Source organism: Pseudomonas sp. WS 5146, from assembly GCF_012985495.1.
GTDB lineage: Bacteria > Pseudomonadota > Gammaproteobacteria > Pseudomonadales > Pseudomonadaceae > Aquipseudomonas > Aquipseudomonas edaphica.
Genome location: NZ_JAAQWL010000017.1, coordinates 34144 through 52670, shown reverse-complemented (window position 1 = coordinate 52670; position 18527 = coordinate 34144). Strand labels below are relative to the sequence as shown.

Annotated in this window: 11 protein-coding genes; 9 read left to right on the top strand and 2 right to left on the bottom strand. The window is 62.6% G+C overall.

Annotation, left to right across the window (positions count from 1 at the left end; translation table 11 throughout):
* The first annotated feature begins 120 nt into the window (after positions 1-120).
* From HBO41_RS28500 to HBO41_RS28485, 4 genes are read left to right on the top strand one after another with little or no spacing between them, the layout of a single operon-like run.
* A complete protein-coding gene (locus tag HBO41_RS28500) occupies positions 121-894 on the top strand; it encodes an efflux RND transporter periplasmic adaptor subunit (RefSeq protein ID WP_026013662.1) in 774 nt (257 codons plus the stop codon).
* Positions 891-2210, top strand: a complete 1320-nt coding sequence (locus HBO41_RS28495; RefSeq protein WP_017136608.1) for an efflux RND transporter periplasmic adaptor subunit — start codon at positions 891-893, stop codon at positions 2208-2210. Before HBO41_RS28500 ends, HBO41_RS28495 begins: the two co-directional genes overlap by 4 nt.
* The gene (locus HBO41_RS28490; RefSeq protein ID WP_017136607.1) at positions 2210-4306 is read left to right on the top strand and encodes an HlyD family efflux transporter periplasmic adaptor subunit; all 2097 of its coding nucleotides are present in this window, start codon (positions 2210-2212) and stop codon (positions 4304-4306) included. The genes HBO41_RS28495 and HBO41_RS28490 overlap by 1 nt, the downstream gene beginning before the upstream one ends.
* A 15-nt stretch (positions 4307-4321) precedes the next feature.
* A complete protein-coding gene (locus tag HBO41_RS28485; RefSeq protein ID WP_169988644.1) occupies positions 4322-4837 on the top strand; it encodes a GNAT family N-acetyltransferase in 516 nt (171 codons plus the stop codon).
* Here HBO41_RS28485 and HBO41_RS28480 read toward each other — a convergent pair.
* Positions 4813-5121: a hypothetical protein gene (locus HBO41_RS28480; protein WP_017136605.1), complete on the bottom strand. Its 309-nt coding sequence runs from the start codon at positions 5119-5121 to the stop codon at positions 4813-4815. The two genes, HBO41_RS28485 and HBO41_RS28480, sit on opposite strands and share 25 nt — an antisense overlap.
* A 49-nt stretch (positions 5122-5170) precedes the next feature.
* Positions 5171-5761 (bottom strand): phage tail protein, encoded by a 591-nt coding sequence (locus HBO41_RS28475; RefSeq protein ID WP_017136604.1) that lies wholly within the window; start codon positions 5759-5761, stop codon positions 5171-5173.
* A gap of 199 nt (positions 5762-5960) precedes the next feature.
* Here HBO41_RS28475 and HBO41_RS28470 point away from each other — a divergent pair, with 199 nt between their 5' ends.
* The 5 genes from HBO41_RS28470 to HBO41_RS28450 all read left to right on the top strand — a co-directional run bounded on the left by HBO41_RS28470 (position 5961) and on the right by HBO41_RS28450 (position 18365).
* Complete coding sequence (locus tag HBO41_RS28470) at positions 5961-7574, top strand: glycosyltransferase family 39 protein (RefSeq protein ID WP_138449634.1); 1614 nt, start codon at positions 5961-5963, stop codon at positions 7572-7574.
* A gap of 111 nt (positions 7575-7685) precedes the next feature.
* Complete coding sequence (locus HBO41_RS28465) at positions 7686-8525, top strand: sulfotransferase (protein WP_017136602.1); 840 nt, start codon at positions 7686-7688, stop codon at positions 8523-8525.
* Between the two features lie 47 nt (positions 8526-8572).
* The gene (locus tag HBO41_RS28460) at positions 8573-16474 is read left to right on the top strand and encodes an Ig-like domain-containing protein (RefSeq protein WP_169988642.1); all 7902 of its coding nucleotides are present in this window, start codon (positions 8573-8575) and stop codon (positions 16472-16474) included.
* Positions 16475-16514: 40 nt separating this feature from the next.
* Complete coding sequence (locus HBO41_RS28455; protein WP_017136601.1) at positions 16515-18029, top strand: TolC family protein; 1515 nt, start codon at positions 16515-16517, stop codon at positions 18027-18029.
* Between the two features lie 90 nt (positions 18030-18119).
* A complete protein-coding gene (locus HBO41_RS28450) occupies positions 18120-18365 on the top strand; it encodes a DUF2789 domain-containing protein (protein WP_017136600.1) in 246 nt (81 codons plus the stop codon).
* Positions 18366-18527 lie beyond the last annotated feature (162 nt).

Here is an 18527-nt window from a genome sequence, read left to right as displayed (position 1 = left end):
GCACGCCTGCAAATACGTCGGCGGCCCCCTACAATAAATTCAGATTTGTCGGCTGTGGGGTAGTGGCAATTTGATCTTGCTGCCCTAGACTGCCCGGCATCATCAGGGAGTTGTAAACGTATGGTGCAGTTGCGGAGCTGGGTGTTAGGGATATCGTGTCTGATGGGCGTGGCGCAACTGGCGGCGGCGGACGATCCGCTGTTGGATCACCCACCGGCGGCAACCGCCGGCAACGGCAGTGAAGCACGCGGTGTGTTACGGGCTCGCGACCAGGCGATGCTGGCCAGCGAGTTGTCCGGGCGAATCGTCGAGTTGCCGTTCAGCGAAGGCGAGTCGTTCAAAAAGGGCGAGACTCTGGCGCGTTTCGATTGCTCCGCCTATCAGGCCCAGTTGAATGCTGCCCAGGCCGCCAGCCGAGGGGCCGGTGAGGAATTGGCTCACAACAAACAACTGGCGGCGCTTAATTCGGTGGGGCGCTTTGAAGTGGCTCGCGCCGAAGCCAAGCTCACCGAAACCCAGGCCCAGTCGCAGGTGTACCAAGTGCAGGTCAAGCGCTGCAGCGTGCTGGCGCCGTTTGATGGCCAAGTGGTGCAGCGCAAGGTCCAGCGTTATGAAAGCGTGTCGGCCGGGGCGCCACTGCTGGAGATCGTCGACAACCATAGCCTCGAAATTCACCTGCTGGTGCCGTCGCGCTGGATGGGTAAACTCAAGCCCGGCCAGACCTTCGACTTCACCCCTGACGAAACCGGCCAAGCGTTCAGTGCCACGGTTAAACGCCTCGGCGCGCGCATTGACGAGGGTAGCCAAACCCTGTTGCTGGTCGCCACCTTGCCCAATGCATCTGGCTTGATGGCTGGCATGAGCGGCACCGCTCACTTTGCGCAATTGCAATGAACGCACCGATACCGGGGCACCTCGAGCGGGTGTTCGCGCAGTTTCTGGAGCTGGAGCGCCAGACCCGCGCGGCGCGCACCACCGAGCAACTGGCCTACAGCCTGGTCAATGACGGCCAGCCACTGTTTGGCTATCGGCATGCGGCGCTGTTGATCGCTGGCAAAGTGCAGGCGGTGACGGCGGTGAGCAGCGTCGACCCGAACGCGCCATTCGTGGCGTTCGTCGAGCAAGCGGTGGCGCAGTTGCACAAGCAGGCGCTGGGCCAGACGGCACGCATGGTCCCGGCTGAACAGTTGAGCGGCGCGATACAGGCCGATTGGCAAAGCCTGTCCGCCGGGCATGTGTTCTGGTTGCCGTTGATCGACCCGCAGGGCCGGGTGTTTGGCGGCCTGTGGCTGGCGCGTGATACACCGTGGAGCCCGGCTGAGCAAGTCTTGCTGGCGCAGTTGGGCGACACCTATAGCCACGCCTGGCACGCGCTGCAACCGCGTCAGCCGTGGCGGTTGCGCCTGACCCGCAAGCGTCAAGTGCTGGTGGTGATCGGGTTGCTGCTGATGCTGCTGATTCCAGTGCGCCAATCAGTATTGGCGCCGGCTGAAGTAGTGCCACTGGCCGGGCAAGTGGTGGCGGCGCCGTTGGATGGGGTGATCGCCGAGTTTCTGGTCAAGCCCAACCAAACGGTGAAGACCGGCGACCTGCTGCTGCGTTTTGAAAGCACCACGCTCACCGCCCAGGCGGATGTGGCGGCGCGCGCCTTGGGCGTGGCCGAAGCCGAGCTCAAGGCCAATTCCCAACGTGCCTTTGCCGATGCTGAATCCAACTCGCGCATTGACCTGCTGGCGGCCCGGGTCGAGCAAAAACGCGCCGAACGTGATTACGCCCGCGAACTGCTCAAACGCAGCGAAGTACGCGCCGAGCGCGACGGCATCGCCGTGTTTGCCGACGCCGAGCGCTGGACCGGCAAACCCGTGCAGACCGGCGAGCGCCTGCTGCAGATTGCAGACCCGGCCCAAGCCGAGTTGCGCATCGAATTGGCGGTGGGCGATGCGATTGCCCTGGAGCCGAATGCGCAGGTCGCGCTGTTCCTCGACAGTGACCCGTTGCAACGCCACCTGGCGACTCTGCAGCGGGCGGCCTACGAAGCGCAGCCCTCGCCGGGCGGCCAGTTGGCTTATCGCCTGGATGCGCAGTTCGATGAAGCCCCGCCGCGTATCGGCCTGCGTGGTACGGCTAAGATCTATGGCGACCGCGCGCCACTGGCGCTGTACCTGTTACGCCGGCCGCTGGCGGGCCTGCGCCAGAGCGTGGGCCTCTGATGAGCCTGCCCAAACTGCGTGAAGACCTGCAACTGTCCAGCGCCGGCGCGGCCCTGGACGGCTCGCCGCGCTGGACCTTGGCCGACCCGGTGCGCGGGCGCTATTTCAAACTCGGCGCCACCGCCATTCGCCTGCTGCGTCACTGGTCTCTGGGCGACCCGGAACGCGTCCTGCAAGCGGCCAATCGTGAGCCGGGCTTGCCGTTGGGTGGCAGTGAATTGGAGGAGCTGCTGAGTTTCCTTCGCGCCCACGACCTGATCGCCGCCCTCGACCCGCAGCAGCGCGACAGTTACCTCTACAAGGCCGCCGCCCGCAAGCAAAGCCTGTGGCAGATAGCGCTGCACCAGTACCTGTTTTTTCGCATTCCGCTGTGGCGCCCAGACGCGTTTCTCAACCGAGCGTGGCCGTGGCTCGCGCGTTTCGGGCCGGGTTTGTTGCGCTATGGCTTGCCGATCATCCTCGGCCTGGGCGTGTTTCTGGTGGCGCGTGACTGGCAGCGCTTCCTGGCGACCTTCCCGCACCTGTTCAGCCTCGGCGGTGCCTTGGCGTTCGGCGTGGCGCTGTTCTTTGCCAAACTGTGCCATGAATTCGGCCATGCCTTCATGGCCAAGCGCGCCGGTTGCCGAGTGCAAAGCATGGGCGTGGCGTTCATGGTGTTGCTGCCGATGTTCTACACCGACGTGAGCGATGCCTGGCGGGTCAACGACCGCCGCTCGCGCTTGATGATCGGCGCCGGCGGGGTGATGGCCGAGTTGCTGCTGGCCTGCATCGCCTTGCTGGCCTGGTCGCTGCTGCCCGACGGGCCGGCGCGCACGGCGGCGTTCATGCTGGCCAGCGCGACCTGGCTGACCACCTTGGCGATCAACCTCAACCCCTTTATGCGCTTTGATGGTTACTTTTTGATCAGTGACTTGTGGGGCGTCGACAACCTGCAAGGCCGTGCCTTTGCGCTGTGCCGTTGGCGCCTGCGTGAGTGGCTGTTCGGCTACGGCGAACCGGCGCCGGAGCCTTGGTCGCCGAAGATGCAGCGGCGGCTGTTGAGTTGGGGTTACCTGGCCTGGCTGTGGCGCGCGGCGCTGTTTTTGGGAATTGCGCTGGCGGTGTATCACCTGTTCTTCAAGCTGCTCGGGATCTTCCTGATGCTGGTGGAGTTGGTGTGGTTTATCTTCCTGCCGATCTTCAAGGAATGGCGCGAATGGTGGAGCCGCCGCAGCCAGGCTCACGCGCCACGCGTGTTGCTCAGCGGCTTGGCTTTGCTGTTGATCGTGCTGGCGCTGGTGCTGCCGTGGCGCAGCGCTGTGGAGTTGCCGGCCATGCTCGAAGCGGGGCGCTCGAGTGCCTTGCATGCGCCGGTGGCCGCGCGGGTCAAGGCCTTGTCGGTGGTGGACGGGCAGGTGGTAAGCCAGGGCCAGGTGTTGATCGAATTGGAGTCACCGGACCTGGACGCGCGGCAAAGCATCGTGCGCCGCGAAGTCGACATCCTGCAGTTGCAGATGCGCCGCCAGGCCGGGCGCAGCGAAACCGCAGCGGATGCCGGGATCAACGATCAGCGCCTGTCCCAGGCGCTGGCCGAATACCGGGGTTTGGCTGCCCAGCGCGAACGCCTGCTGTTACGCGCGCCACATGCCGGCACCGTGCGCGACCTGCTGCCGCAATTAAGCGTGGGCCGTTGGTTGTCGCCTAAAGACCCATTGGCGCAAGTGGTGGAAGACGGCGCACGGCTGCGCGGTTACCTCGCCGAAGCCGAGTTGTGGCGGGTGGCGCCGGGGGCGACCGGGCGGTTTATCGCTGATGACCCGATGCATGCGGCGATCGCGGTGGAGTTGACCGATATTGACGCCAATGGCGTGGCCTACCTGGACCAGGAGGCACTGGCGTCCGACCACCACGGGCCGATTGCCGTGCGCCGCGATGAAAACCAGCGCCCGGAGCCGGTGCAGGCTCAGTACGGTGCGCGATTGCAAAGCCTGCAGCCTATCGACACGCCGCATCAGCCGTTGCGCGGCATGGTGGTGTTGCAAGGGCGCAGCGAGTCAGTGCTGGGTGTAGCCTGGCGGCGCGCCGCGGCGTTGGGTGTGAGGGAAAGCGGTTTCTGACAGGAGTGCAGCGCAATGTTGAACAAGGATGGTGCCTTGGCCCAGGGCTTGGAGGTGCGCCCGTCACGCAGCAGTGACGGGCCGTTTTTACACAGCCTCTACCGCTCGGCGCGGGCGGATTTGCAGTGGATCGACGGCGAGCAGGCGCTGGTGAACGAAGTGATTGCCCAGCAATTTCACGTACAGGAGAAGGGCATGGACGAACAATTTCCTGGCGCCCTGCATTACGTGGTCGAAAAACTCGGCACTCCTATCGGCGCGTTGAGTGCCGATTTTGGTCCCAATGAAATCCGCGTGTTGTACCTGGCCTTTATCCCCGCGGCCCGTGGCCAAGGCTTCGGCCGTGCAGTGCTGCAAGGCGTGCAACAGGCTGCCACCCAAGTGGTGTGCCCGGTGACGACGGTGGTCTGGGCGAGCAACCCCCATGCGCGCCAGCATTACCTGGCGCTGGGGTTTCGGGTGGAGGAAGCCACGCCCGCCGCGCAGCGGTTGGTGTGGTATCCGTCTCAGTTGAACACGATGCAGAAGTAACCACGCTGGCCGTCGCGGCCCATGGCCGGTTCGCGGGACACAAACACCTGCTCCAGGCAGGTGCCCTCCAGTGGCAAGCGGCATAAACCGTCGACAAACGTGGTAGGCGCAAGGCTTTCGAGCAACACCCTGAAGGCTCCGCGCGGGCTGCCCGGCAGGCTGGCTTTGGGCGCATCGGTCAGGCTTTGGACCTGAATCGGCAGCGCCGAACCATCCGGCAAGTACAGCACACTGGTGCGATTGAGCAATGGCCGGAAATGTTCCGGAGTGACCAGGTTCAACATAACAGGCTCCGCGTCAGAAGTGCCGGGACGCAGGAGCCCCGGCCAAAGGTTAACCGCGAGACGGAAAGATCCCGTTTAAGGCAATGCTGAAGTTGATCGCCAGGTAGGGGTTCATGGTTGCCATGGGCTGGCCTTGGCCGGCGGGGCTGATCGCGCCGCCTGTCACGGCGGTGCTTACGCCCTGCAGTGCGACCGGGGTGGCGCCTTGCTGGTCTGAATAGATCGAAGCACTGCCCGGCCCACCGCCGGAAGCGCCGATAAAGGCGTTGGTGGCGCTGGGCGTCGTCACTGGGTTGCTGGCGGTAATGGCCAGTTGTACTGAAGTGGTGGCATTGAACGGTGTGGTGGCGTGGGTGTGGGCCGGGAGGTTAATCAGGGTGGCGGTCACGGATTCGGTACCGGAGAACTCGCCGATGACGCGCGGCGTCAGGCCCGCGCCGTTGCCTTGACCAATCGGCATGCGGCCTTGCAGGTTCGGCAGCATGAAGTTTTGCACGCCATTGCCGCCGTAAATCGTGCCGAGCAACGAGAACAGTGCCTGGTATTGGTTGAGGGGCAGGGTTTGGCCGGCGCACAAGGCCCAGTCTCTGGGCGCGAAGTCAAACGCAAAGGGTTGGATAGTGCCGATGAATACTTCCATGGATCGTTCATCCTTGTAGTGGCTTTACGGTGTGTGACGCCAATCGATCTGGTGTCATCGCACAGCGTAGTCGCAGGTTTTGCGCGCCGCCCGACGGTTGCAAAACAGCGAGCGAAACCGGGGCTTTTGTCCTAGAGTGGCGCTTGTTTGCATATGTGCAGGTTTCGCCTCGGTAACGGGCGGTCTTAGGGGAATTGAGGTGCGACGGTCTGTGGTAGAGCAAGACGACAAAGTGGGCGCATTTCCCACAGCCAATCGCCTCTGGGCCGCCTGGGAAGGCGCCGGTTGGTTGAGCCGGTTATGGTGGGTGCCAATCCTGGCGCTGGCTATGGCCGCGCGTTTCTATGGCTTGACGGCTTCGGCAATCTGGGGCGATGAAGGCTCGAGCTTGTTGCTCAGCGAATACGCCATGGACGACCTGTGGTTTCACGCGGCCCACGACGTGCACCCGCCGTTGTACTTCTTTATGCTGCGCGGCTGGATCGGGTTGTTTGGCGATGGCATCTGGTCGATTCGCGGCATGAGCGCCCTGCCCGGTGTGTTAGCGGTGGGCCTGGGTATCTCACTCACGCGGCAACTGTCCACCCGTCGCGCGGCGGTGCTGGCGGGCGTGTTGCTGGCGCTATTCCCAACGGCGGTGCGCTACAGCCAGGAAGTGCGCATGTACTCGTTGCTCGCCGTGTGGCTGTTGGGCGCCACGCTGGCGTTGGTGTACTGGGTGCGTCAGCCTGAGCGCACGCGTTACCTGGCGGCCTATGTGCTGTTGATGGCGGCCGGTTTCTACACTCATTACTTCACTGCCCTGTGTGTGTTGGTGCATTGGGTATGGCTGGCAGTGCTGTGGCCTTCTCAAACGCGTGGCCAGCGGCTGGTCCTTCGCCCGTCGTGGTGGGGCGCCAATGCGTTGATTGTGGCGTTGTACCTGCCTTGGCTACCGAACCTCCTGGGTCTGGTGCAGCACGTCGAACAACTCAAGACCGGGGGGGATATCGGCTGGGAAGACCCGGTTTCACTGATGTCCGTGCCCTCGATGATCTGGCAGTTCGTACTCCAGGATGAAGGCATCGGTTTCTGGCAGCCGCTGTTCTGGCTGTTCCCTTTGCTCTTGATCGCCGTGGTGGGCTTCACCACCTGGCGCGACCGCGAGCGTTATCGCCCGGCGTGCCTGCTGGCCTTGTTCTTTTTGCTGCCGCTGCTGCTGGTGTACGGCGTTTCGTTTATCTCATCGGTGTTTATCGAACGCTACCTCACGGTCTACGCGCTGGGCCTGCCGATTCTGGTGGCGCTGGCCATCGACCGCCTGCCGGCGCGCCTGGCGTGGCTAGGCGCGGCGTTGTTTGTGTTGTTTATTGGGGTTGAGTTGCTGGGGCTCAAGAACAACGCCACGGTGGATGTGCATGATCAATTCAACGTGCCGGTGGAGTTCGTCAACCGCAATTACCAGGAAGACGATCGCATCGTGCTCAGCGACATGTTGTGGTACCTCAGCTACGTGTATTACGACCAGACCGACGCCCAATTGCAGCTCTATACGCCGCCCAAACCCGACGGCACTTCAACCCGGCCGAATGCTTATGGTTTTGGTACGTTGGTGGACCAGGACGGTGGGCGTATTTACCTCGACCGTCTATCGGCCATACCCGCCGATACGCACCGTGTGTGGTTGATCAGCAGCACCGAGCCACCGGATGATTTTGCACCGCTTCCCGAAGGCTGGCGCGAGCTTTTGCGTCAGGACGGCGGTGGCGCTCGGGCGCGGCTGTTCGTGGTATGCGCTGGTCCAGAGTCCTCGCAACCAGAGGGCTGCCGTTAATATCCAATTGGCATTAACGGAATATCCAAATAGTGGCAAATGACCACTAGTCGGCACTGCAATCCTCAGCTACGCTTCGCGCATAAATGGACTTTATCCGCCTAAGTGGTGATGGGATTGCAGTATCACTTTATCTCCGGGTTGCCGCGTTCCGGCTCAACCCTGCTCTCTGCCATCCTGCTGCAGAACCCGCGTTTTCACGCCGGTATGAGCAGCCCTGTAGGCACCTTGTTCAACGGTGTGCTGGGGCAATGCAGCGCCGGCAGTGAGTTTGGTTCAGTAATCGACCCCAATACCCGGCGCCGTTTGCTGCGCGGGTTGTTCGATTCCTACTACGCCGACAAGGCCTCTACCCCGGTAGTCTTCGACACCAACCGCCAGTGGTGCGCGCGCATGCCCGCGCTGCATGACCTGTTTCCTCAAGCCAAAGTGATTGCCTGCGTGCGCAACGTCGCCTGGGTCATGGACAGCCTGGAGCGCCTGTACCGCGCCAACCCCTTTGAGAACACCCGGCTGTTCAACGACGACGTTGAACGCAACACCGTCTACAGCCGTGTTGAGACCCTGGGCCAGCGCAACCGCCTGGTGGGCTATGCCTGGTCGGCGCTCAAAGAGGCGTACTACGGCGAAAACGCCGACGCTATGCTGGTCGTCGACTACGAACTGCTGTCCCAGGCGCCTGAACGGGTGATGCGGCTGGTCTACGAATTTATCGGCGAACCGTGGTTCGAGCACGACTTCGACAACCTCAGTTACGATGCGCCGGACTTCGACGAGGCCTTGGGCATGAGCGGCTTGCATCGGGTCAAACCCAAGGTCGCGCTGCAGCCGCGCCGCACCATCCTGCCGCCTGATCTCTTCGAGCAGTACGCACACATGGAATTCTGGCGCGACGGCTCTTTGAGCGCCGCCAATGTCATTCGCACCAAAGCCGACGCCGCGATCAACTGATCGCGTTTTTTCTACGGGTAACCGCTTTCGACTCACGGGTGAGCAGCATGTGGTGGAGCAAAGGAAAGGCACGTAACACAACACCAGGCGCTAAAACCCTGGCGACACCCATGATCATGTTCCTCGAACCGCGCATGCTGTTTGACGGCGCGGTCGCCGCCACCGTGGCCGATGCGGCCCAGGCCGACAGCCATGCCACCGCCGACGCGGCGGCCAAGGCGCCGACGGCCGAGCATGCCACCGCCAGCAAAGACACCCATGCACAATCCGAAGCGCCCGCTACGCTGGCGCCCGTGGCCGTGCCAGGGCAGACCGTGGTGTTTGTCGATGCGCGCGTCAAAGACTCCGCCGACTTGCTCAAAGGCGTCGCTCCCGGCACCCAGGTGGTGCAACTGGACGCCAGCAAAGACGGCCTGCAACAGATCGCCGACTACCTGGGCAGCCACCAGGGCGTGAGTTCGGTGCAGATCATCGCCCACGGTAATTCGGGCGATTTGTGGTTGGGCAGCACCTACCTGTCGGCCGATAACGTCACGGCCCGCAGCGCGGTACTGGCGCAGATCGGCCAGGACATGAACGCCGGCGGCGATATTCTGATTTATGCCTGCAACACCGCCGAGGGCGACAAAGGCATCAGCTTTGTCGACTCGTTGGCCAGCCTGACCGGGCGCGATATTGCCGCCTCCAGCAACCGCACTGGCACGGGCGGCGACTGGACACTGGAGGTTGCCACCGGCTCGATCGAGAGCCACACGGCGCTGTCGTACCAGGGGATGTCGGGTTATCAGTACAGCCTGGCGACGATCACCGTGACCACCGGCGCCGACAGTGGCGTCGGCTCGCTGCGCGCGGCCCTGAGCAGTGCAGTGGCGGGCGATACTGTCACGTTCAGCACCGCAGGCATGACGGTCAACCTCAACACGCAGTTGGTGATTTCCAAGAACCTCACCATCGAAGGCGATCTGGACCATAACGGCACGCCCGATGTGACCATCAGCGGGCAGTACAAGACCCAGGTGTTCACGGTCAATTCGGGGGTTACTGCGACCCTGGACGGCCTGGTCATTACCAAGGGACTGATGGCGGGTAACGGCGGCAATGGCGGTAGCGGGACTACTGCAAGCAATTTGCTGGGCGCGGGGATCAGTAACTTCGGCAACCTGACCTTAAATAACGTCAGCGTGACCGCGAATGCCGCCTCGGGTGGCGGCGGCGGTGGTGGCGTGGCCGGTGGCGACGTCGGCGGTGCCGGTGGCGGTGGTGGTGCTGTAGGCGGCGGCAACGGCGGGCACGGTGGTATTACCGGCAGCGGAACCGGTGTCTACGCCGGCACGGCAGGCACCGCCAACCAGGGTGGCGCGGGCGGTGGCTATCGCACCATGGGCGGCAACGGCGGCTCGAGCACCGGCGGTGCCGGCTCTACTGGCATCTACGGTTACACCAACGGTTCCGTAGGCGGCACGGCGGCCTCTGGCGGCTTGTCGATCGGCGGTGGTGGTGGTGGCTCCGGCTGGAATGGTGCCGGTGGCAGGGGCGGCGCAGCGGCCGGCGGTATCTACAACGCCAGCGGCGCCACCTTGACCATCGTCGGCACCAGTTCGATTACCGGCAACATCGGCGCCGGCGGCGGTGGTGGCGGCGGCTCGGCGAGTGGCAGCGGCACGGCGCTGAACGGCGGTGACGGTGGCCTGGGTGTCGGTGCCATCTGGAACAAAGGCAATGTATTGATCACGGCGAGCAACTTCGCAGCCTTAGGTGGCGCGGCCAACAGCGGCGCCAGTGGCAACGGTGGCTCGTCCACCGCCGCCGTGGCCGGCAATAAACCGACAGCAGTCAACGGCCTGTACAACGATATTGGCGGGACCGCGAACACTGCTTACGACCCGGCACCGACTGCCACCATCGTGGTCAGCAACGCCGCCCAGCACATCGGCAGCACCTCACTGGTGACCATTACCTTCAGCCAGGCGGTGACGGGCTTTACCAACGCCGACCTGACAGTTGCCAACGGTACTCTGGGCCTGGTCAACACCAGCGACGGCGGTATCACCTACACGGCAACTTTTACACCTAATGCCAGCGTCACCAGCGCCACCAACCACATCGTGCTCGACAACACCGGTATCAACAGTGTGGCGACAGGCATGGCGGGCACTGGCACCACCTCGTCCAACAACTACACCGTCGACACCACACGGCCGACCGCGACTGTCGCAGTGGTCGCGCCTACCCTGAGCACCACGGTCAACTCAACGGTCAATATTACTTTCAGCGAAGCTGTATCCGGTTTCAGCCTGGCCGACATGACGGCCACCAACGGTACATTGAGCAACCTGGCCACCAGCGACAATATTCACTGGACCGCTACCCTGACGCCGAACGCCGGCAACACCAGCAGTGGCAACGTGGTGACGCTGGACAACGCTCTCTATACCGACGTTGCAACCAACGCAGGCACCGGCACTACCACCTCCAATACTTATGGCATCGACACGTTGCGGCCGACCGCCAGTATCGTGGTGGCCACTACCGCGCTGAACATCGGCGGTACATCCCTGGTGACCGTCACCTTCAGCGAGGCCGTCACCGGCCTTACCTCGGCTGATTTTACTGTTGCCAACGGCACCGTCAGCGGGCTTGCCAGCAGCGATGGCGGCGTAACCTGGACCGGCACACTTGCGGCCACCGCCGGCATCACCGACACCACCAACGTGATCACCCTGGCCAACAACGGCGTCAGCGACGCGGCCGGTAACACCGGCACCGGCACCACCGACTCCAACAACTACGTCATCGACACGCAGCGGCCTACCGCAACCATTGTGGTCGCTGACAACGCATTGAAGCTCGGCGAAACCTCGCTGGTGACCATTACCTTTTCCGAAGCGGTCACAGGTTTCACCAATACCGACCTGACCATCGCCAACGGCACCTTGACCGCCGTGAGCAGCAGCAACGGTGGCATCACCTGGACCGCGACCTTTACGCCAACCAGCAACATTACCGATACCACCAACCTGATCACCCTGGATAACACCGGCGTCAGCGACGGGGCCAGCAACATCGGCACGGGCAGCACTAACTCCAACAACTACGCGATCGACACGCAACGGCCGACGGCAACGATTGTGCTGGCCGACAATGTGCTGAAAATCGGCGCTACCTCGCAGGTGACCATCACTTTCAGCGAAGCGATCACCGGCTTCACCAACGCCGACCTGATCATCGCCAACGGCACCTTGACGGCTGTGAGCAGCGCCGACGGCGGCGTCACCTGGACTGCGACCTTTACGCCAAACAGCAACATCACCGACAGTACCAACCTCATCACCTTGGACAATACCGGTATCTCTGACCTGGCGGGCAACGCCGGCAGCGGCACTACCGACTCCAACAATTACGCCATCGATACCCAGCGCCCGACCGCGACCATCGTGGTTGCCGAACCGACCTTGAGTGCCGGTGAAACCAGCCTGGTCACGGTGACCTTCTCTGAAGCGGTGACGGGTTTCGACAACAGCGACTTAAGCGTTGCCAACGGCACCTTGAGTGCGGTGAGCAGCAGCAATGGCGGCATCACTTGGGCCGCGACTTTCACACCGACGGTTGGCGTGCGGGATACCACCAACCTGATCACCTTGAACAACAGCGGCGTCAGCGACATTGCGGGAAACGCCGGCACCGGCATGACCAACTCCGGCAACTACACCATCGATACCCTCTTGCCGACCGCCGTCATCATCGTCTCCGACGCCACCCTCAAAGCGGGCGAGACGTCACCGGTGACCATCACCTTCAGCGAAGCGGTGAGCGGTTTCACCAACGCCGACCTGACCGTTGCCAACGGCACCTTGAGCGCGGTCAGCAGCAGCGACGGTGGTATCACCTGGACGGCGATTTTCACGCCGACCAGCAATATCACCGGCACCACCAACCTGATCACGCTGGATAACAGCGGCGTACAAAACGCCTCGGGCAATGCGGGCGCTGGCACCACTGACTCCAACAACTACGCCATTGATACGGCACGCCCGACCGCCACCCTCGTGGTCGCGGATGCGGCCCTCGGCGTCGGCCAGACGTCGCTGGTGACCATTACTTTCAGCGAAGCCGTGACCGGTTTCACCAATGCCGACCTGACGGTCGCCAACGGCACCTTGAGCGCAGTCAGCAGCAGCGATGGCGGCGTGACCTGGACCGCGACCCTCACGCCGACCGCCGGCATCACCGATACCAGCAACGTCGTGCGCCTGGACAATACCGGCGTGCAAGACCTGGCCGGCAACACCGGCAGCGGCACCACCGACTCCAACAACTATGTAATCGACAGCCAGCGGCCCACCGCGACCATCGTGATAGCCGACCCGACCTTGAGTGCCGGTGAAACCAGCCTGGTCACGGTGACCTTCTCCGAAGCGGTGACGGGTTTCGACAACAGCGACCTGAGCGTCGCCAACGGAGCTTTGAGTGCAGTCAGCAGCAGCGATGGCGGCATCATCTGGACCGCGACCTTCACGCCGACGGTCGGCGTTCGGGACACAACCAACCTGATCACCCTGAACAACAGCGGCGTCAGCGATATTGCGGGTAACGCAGGCACCGGTACGACCAGCTCCGGCAACTACACCATCGATACGGTATTGCCGACCGCCAGCATCGTGGTTGCCAATAACGTTCTCAAAGCCGGCGAGACATCCCTGGTGACCATCACCTTCAGCGAAGCGGTCACCGGCTTCAACAACGCCGACCTGACCATTGCGAACGGCACCTTGAGCGCGGTCAGCAGCAGCGATGGCGGTATCACATGGACGGCAAGCTTCACCCCGACCAGCAATATCTCCGACACCACTAACCTGATCACGCTGGATAACAGTGGCGTACAAAACGCTTCGGGTAATGCCGGTGCTGGCACCACCGACTCCAACAACTACGCGATTGATTCCCAGCGCCCAACCGCCTCTATCGTGGTCGCACAACCGACGCTTGCCGTCGGCCAGTCGACTCAGGTGACGGTGACGTTCTCCGAGGCGGTCACAGGCTTTACCAATGCCGACTTGACCCTCGCCAACGGCACCTTGAGCGCGGTGAGCAGCAGCGACGGCGGCATCACCTGGACCGCAATGTTCACGCCGGCTGCCGGTGTCACCGCCACCCGCAACCTGATCACGCTGAACAACAACGGCGTCAACGATCTGGCGGGCAACGCGGGCACGGGCACCACCGACTCCAACAGCTACAGCATCGACACCCAGCCGCCAACCGCCACCATCGTGATTGGCAACCCGCTCTTGACCGCCGGTGGCACCAGCCTCGTTACCGTAACTTTCTCGGAGCCAGTGACGGGGTTCAACAACAGTGACCTGATGGTGGGCAACGGTAGCCTCAGCACAATGACGTCCAGCGATGGCGGGCGCACCTGGACTGGGGTATTTACACCCATCGATGGCATCCAGGCCAACAGCAATGTAATTGCCCTGAATAACTACGGCGTGAAGGACCTTGCCGGCAACGACGGTTCGGGTTGGACCAACTCCAATGTGTTCAACATCCAGACTTCACATCCTACGGCGACGCTCGAGCTCTACGACACGGTCATCGGTAAGGGCGAAATACAGATTGTAACGGTGCGATTCTCCGAGGCGGTGTACGGGTTCAACCTGAGCAGCCTGCAGGCCCCCAATGGCACCTTCAGCCAATTTATCCGTTACAGCGACTCGCTTTACACCGCGGTATTCACGCCGAATGCAAACGTGACAGCCCCCAATAATGTGGTCACCCTGGACACCAGCAACGTTCAAAACGCCGCTGGCAATAGAGGGATTGTGAACGCGGTGTCGCCGGTTTTTGCAGTCGATACAGTTATACCCACGTATACCTGGACGCTGTCCGATAAGTTGCTGGAACCGGGCGAGACCGCCACCGTCACCGTAACCTTCTCCGAGCCGGTCACCGGCTTCGACAACCGCGCAATCGTCAACCTGCAAGCGGCCACATTGAGTCCGTTCTACAGCCTCGACGGTGGCGTGACCTGGCAGGCTACATTGACGCCGACGCCGGGCGCGGGTTCCTCGGGAAGCTACCTGATTGGTTTGTCCCTGGCTTACGTCAAAGACTTGGCCGGCAATACCAACTACTCGTTCGATACCAGCTCAATGATCGCTTACACGGTCGACCACACACCGCTCAGTTCCAATGTTTACCTGAGCTCCGAGCGTTTGGCGGTCGGTGGAACGAGCACGGTGTCTATCTACTTCAACAAGGCGGTCAGCAACTTTGACCTGAGCGACCTTAGCGCCGACAACGGCGTGCTCTCCAACCTGCGCACCAATGACGGCGGTATCAGCTGGCAGGCCACGCTGACGCCATTTGCCAATACCACCAGTGCCCAGAACGTGGTGCGGCTCGACAACGCCGGCGTGACCTACTACGGCGGCAGCACCGGCGCAGGTATCACCACTTCGCGCAACTACACGGTCGATACCCAACGCCCGACCTCCACCATCGTGGTCGACAAGACCAGCCTGGGCGGCAGCGAGAAGGCCACAGTGACCATTACCTTCAGTGAAGCCGTTGAGTTCTACAACAGCCCACAGGCGCAGAACGCCTGGCTCAGCGGCCTGAAAAGCGTGGACGGCGGCATCACCTGGACCGCTACGCTCACACCGCAGCGCTATATCGAAGACACCAGCAACGTGGTGAGCCTGGACAATACCCAGGTGCATGACCTCAGCGGCAACGCGGGCCTGGGGACCAGTACGTCGAACAGCTACGCGATCGATACCCGCCCGGCCACCGCCACGATTGTGTTCGACAAGGCCGAACTCGCCAGCGGCGAAACGGCCAACGTCACGATCACATTCAATGAGGCAGTGTCGGGCCTCAAGCTGGATAACCTGAGTGTCGCCAGCGGCGTGTTGAGCAACCTGAAAAGTGTCGATGGCGGCATCACCTGGACCGCCACGCTGACGCCCAAAGATCATCTGCAGAACTGGTATGACACGGTGGTACTGGATGGCAAAGGGGTAACGGATGCGGCAGGCAACTCGTCAGCCAACACGTATGCCTACTCGAGCTATTTTGCCGTCGATACCCAAGGCCCGCAGGTGTACATCGAAGTGTCGGATACCCAGCTCAAGGCCGGGCAGGGCACGCAGGTGTTCATCTGGTTCAGCGAACCCGTGCGCGGCTTCGACCTGTCCAGCCTGAAGGTGCAGAACGGTAGCCTGTCCAACCTGCAAAGTGGTGAGGGCGGCTACTACTGGACCGCGACCCTGACACCAAACAACAACGTCAATGACAGCAGCAATGTCATCAGTGTCGACAACAGCACGATCCGTGACCTGGCTGGCAACGCCGGTGAGGGCATCAGCCAGTCCAATGCCTATGCCATCAACAGCGTTACGGTCACGGCCGATCCGCTGACCTTGACCGGCGGCGTTACAAGGCCTGTGCTCAACACGACGTACCTGCCGCTGCAACCGGGCATCTTCACCCCGCCCACCGGCAACCTCGGCTCACCGCTGACGTTCGCGCCGCTGTTTGAGCAGCGCGTACTGGGCGACGGCATGCGCCCGCTGGGCGATATATTCATCAACAGCGGCGCCACCAGCCCGAGTTTTATTGCGCAGGTGTTCACCAGCAGCGATAACGTCGGCGACGGTTCCGGCAAAGGCTTTTTAGGCTTTGGCGGCGGCGATGGCGGGGTGTTCGGGTCCAGCACCTTGTCGAGCCTGTTCAACCGTGAAACTGGCGGTGACGACAGCTCACTCAAGGCGTTCGACAGCCAATCGATCAAAGGCCAGGGCGATCCGGCGCATGGGCTGCGCGGCGTCTTTGGCGCGCCAACCCTCGGCCAGCAATTGCAGCAGATCAAAGACACCGAGCAACGCCAGGTGATTGACCTGGCGCACGCACTGCAACAAGTCGGCATCAGCGAAATGCAGGCTTGAACACACTAAATCAAGGCGCAGGAACAGGGGCAGTCCACGGATGAAAACAGGTCATAAGTTGTTCGGCGCCAGCTTGCTGGCGCTGGCGATCAGCGGTTGCGCGGTCACCAGTGAGCCGATTGAACGCAGTGTCAGCGAGCAGCGAGCCCGCAGCGATCTGCAAGGCATGTACAAGGACCAGGAGCCGTTGAGTGGCCCGTTGACGCTGCACCAGGCCATGGCCCGTGCAGTGAAATACAACCTCGAAGGCCGTTTGAAAGTGATGGAAGAGGCCCTAGCCAAACGCCAATCGGACCTCTCAAGTTTTGACATGTTGCCGCGCATGGCGTTGTCGGCAGGCTATGCCGGGCGCAACAACACCAACGCCTCCAGCAGCCAGAGCGTGCTCACCGGCACGCAGTCCCTGGAACCTTCGACCTCCCAGGACCGCGACCGTCGCGTAGCCGATTTGACCATGGTGTGGAACGTGCTCGACTTCGGCGTCAGCTACATCAGCGCCAAGCAGCAAGGCGACCAGCGCCTGATCATCCAGGAGCGCCGGCGCAAGGTGATCAACACCATTGTCCAGGACGTGCGCTCTGCGTATTGGCGCGCCGTGGCGGCCGAGCGGTTGCTGGGCCAGATCGACAGCTTGATGGCCCGCGTCGACCAAGCCCAGAGCAACAGCCAGAGCATGAGCGAACAGCGCATTGGCGACCCGGTGCAGGCCCTCGGTTACCAGCGCTCGCTGATCGAAGCCACGCGCCAATTGCAGGAACAGCGCCGCGCTCTTTCCCTGGCCAAGACTGAACTGGCCACCTTGATCAACCTGCCCATGGGCACCGACCTCAAGCTGGCGACGCCGGATAACTACAGCGTGCCTGAGCTGAAGGTCAACCTGGCAAGCCTGGAGCAGGAAGCCCTGGCCAACCGCCCCGAACTGCGCGAGCAGGACTACCAAACCCGCATCAGCGCCGCCGAAACCCGCAAAGCCATGCTGCGCCTGCTGCCTGGCCTGGAGTTCTCGGCCGGTGGGCATTACGACAGCAACTCGTTCCTCACCGACAACCGCTGGGCCGATTACGGCGCCAAGATCACCTGGAACCTGTTCAACGTGATCTCCGCACCCGCCGCCATCGACGTCGCCAAGGCCGGTGAAGAAGTCGCCACCGCCCGGCGCCAGGCGATGTCCATCGCCGTATTGGCGCAAATCTACGTAGCCAACGCCAACTACCAGGACGCCGTGCGCCAGTTCAAGACCAACGACCAGTTGGCCAACATCGACGGGCAAATCCTCACCCAACTGCGTAATCGCCACGAAGCTGCCGGCCTGGGCGAACTCGACCTGATCCAGGGCGAACTCAACACCCTGCAAGCCGACCTGCGCCGCGACCTGGCCTATGCCGACCTGCGCAACGCCTACGGCCAGATCTTCGCCAGCGCCGGGCTCGACCCACTGCCCGAACAACTGGATTCGGACCGCGTACAAGCCATCGCCACCGCCCTGGCCAGCCGCGAGTCGGCGTGGGCTGCCGGCAACATCACCACGCCGGTGCCACGCGCGGTCGTCAAGTAAGCGAGCGGCACTGACGGCGAGTTCCCCTCGCCGTCAGCCTGGCGGGCGCGTGGGCTAGACTCAGGAAAACCACCTTCCAAGGAGCCTGCCATGGAATCGCCTGTGCATAGCTTGCCGTCACTGTTCAAACAGCTCGGCCTGCCGCATGACCCGGTAAGTATCGAGAGGTTTGTGGCGGTGCATTCGCCGCTGAAGCCCGAGTTACACCTCGCGGATGCGTTCTTTTGGACGCCCGGCCAGAAGGCGTTTTTACGCGAAGAAATTCTCGACGATGCGGATTGGGCTGAAGTGGTGGATGAGCTGAATCTGTTACTGCGGGAAGGGCGCGGGGTGTAAGGGCCGATCGTTCCCACGCTCCGCGTGGGAATGCCTCCTGTGACGCTCTGCGTCACCCCTTCAATAGCGGACGCGGAGCGTCCTGGGCTGCATTCCCACGCAGAGCGTGGGAACGATCAAAATCCAGCGCCGCCTGGATGCTCAGGCCGAACAGCCAGCCTG